At 55.8% G+C, this 1,061-nt stretch carries 1 protein-coding gene; it reads left to right on the top strand.

The window, feature by feature from the left end; genetic code table 11:
* Positions 1 to 1,061: IS630 family transposase (locus tag ACFQUU_RS29325; RefSeq protein ID WP_382252169.1), on the top strand; the 1,061-nt coding region annotated here is incomplete at its 5' end.

The following is a 1,061-nucleotide window of genomic DNA, read 5'->3' as shown; positions in this document are numbered from 1 at the left end:
TCACACTATCGGAGCAGGAACATGCCGACTTGCAAGTGTTAGCACGCTCGCGTTCCTTGCCGCATAGTGTCGTGCGGCGCGCCCAGATGATCCTGATGTCGGCTCAAGGTTATTCCAATACCGCCATTGCCGCGCACTTTGGTTTGACGTTACCCAGCGTTGGCCATTGGAGAAAGCGCTATCTCAACCAAGGTATTGCCGGACTATACGACGTGGCGCGGCCCGGTCGGCCTCGCAGCTATGACGACGACCATATCGCCACGCTGCTCAACAAGGTAATTAAGGACAGACCAAAGAAGGCAACGCATTGGAGTACCCGTCTGGCTTCCGAAGAAACAGGCATTTCTAAAAGTACGGTGCAACGCTACCTGCATCTGTTTGGTGTGCAGCCGCATCGCAGCAAGTCTTTCAAGCTCTCCACGGATCCCTTCTTCGTCGAGAAGGTGCGCGACATTGTTGGCCTGTATCTGAACCCGCCTGACAAGGCATTGGTACTGTGCGTGGACGAGAAGAGCCAGATTCAGGCCATTGAACGTAGTCAGCCTGCCGTCCCGGCTGGCATGGGAGAAGTCGAGGGGATTGCGCATGACTACTTCCGGCACGGCACGACGACCCTGTTTGCCGCACTGGACGTGGCCAGCGGCGAAGTCATTGGGCAATGCAAGGCACGCCACCGGCATCAGGAGTTTCTGTCATTCTTGCGCCATGTCGATAAAAATGTCCCTGCGTCGCTGGATGTGCATCTGGTCATCGATAACTATGCCACGCACAAGCATCCCAAGGTGCGTGCCTGGCTGGCGCAACGTCCGCGATACCATGTGCACTACACACCTACCTACAGTTCCTGGCTCAACCAGGTCGAACGCTGGTTTGGCCTGCTGACCCAAAGAGCGTTGAAACGCAATTCATTCAAAACCGTCACCGACCTCACGGGCAAGATCGACAGCTTTGTCGCGCAATACAATGTCCACTCGCGACCGTTCGTCTGGACCGCCACCGCCGACTCCATCCTGCAAAAGATTGAGCGTCTTTGTAAAGTTATTTGCGGGACACCACACTAG

This window comes from Herbaspirillum sp. GCM10030257 (genome assembly GCF_042666555.1).
Lineage (GTDB): Bacteria > Pseudomonadota > Gammaproteobacteria > Burkholderiales > Burkholderiaceae_D > Noviherbaspirillum.
Note: the sequence above shows the minus strand (reverse complement) of the source record. Positions and strands in the feature narration are given on the sequence as shown.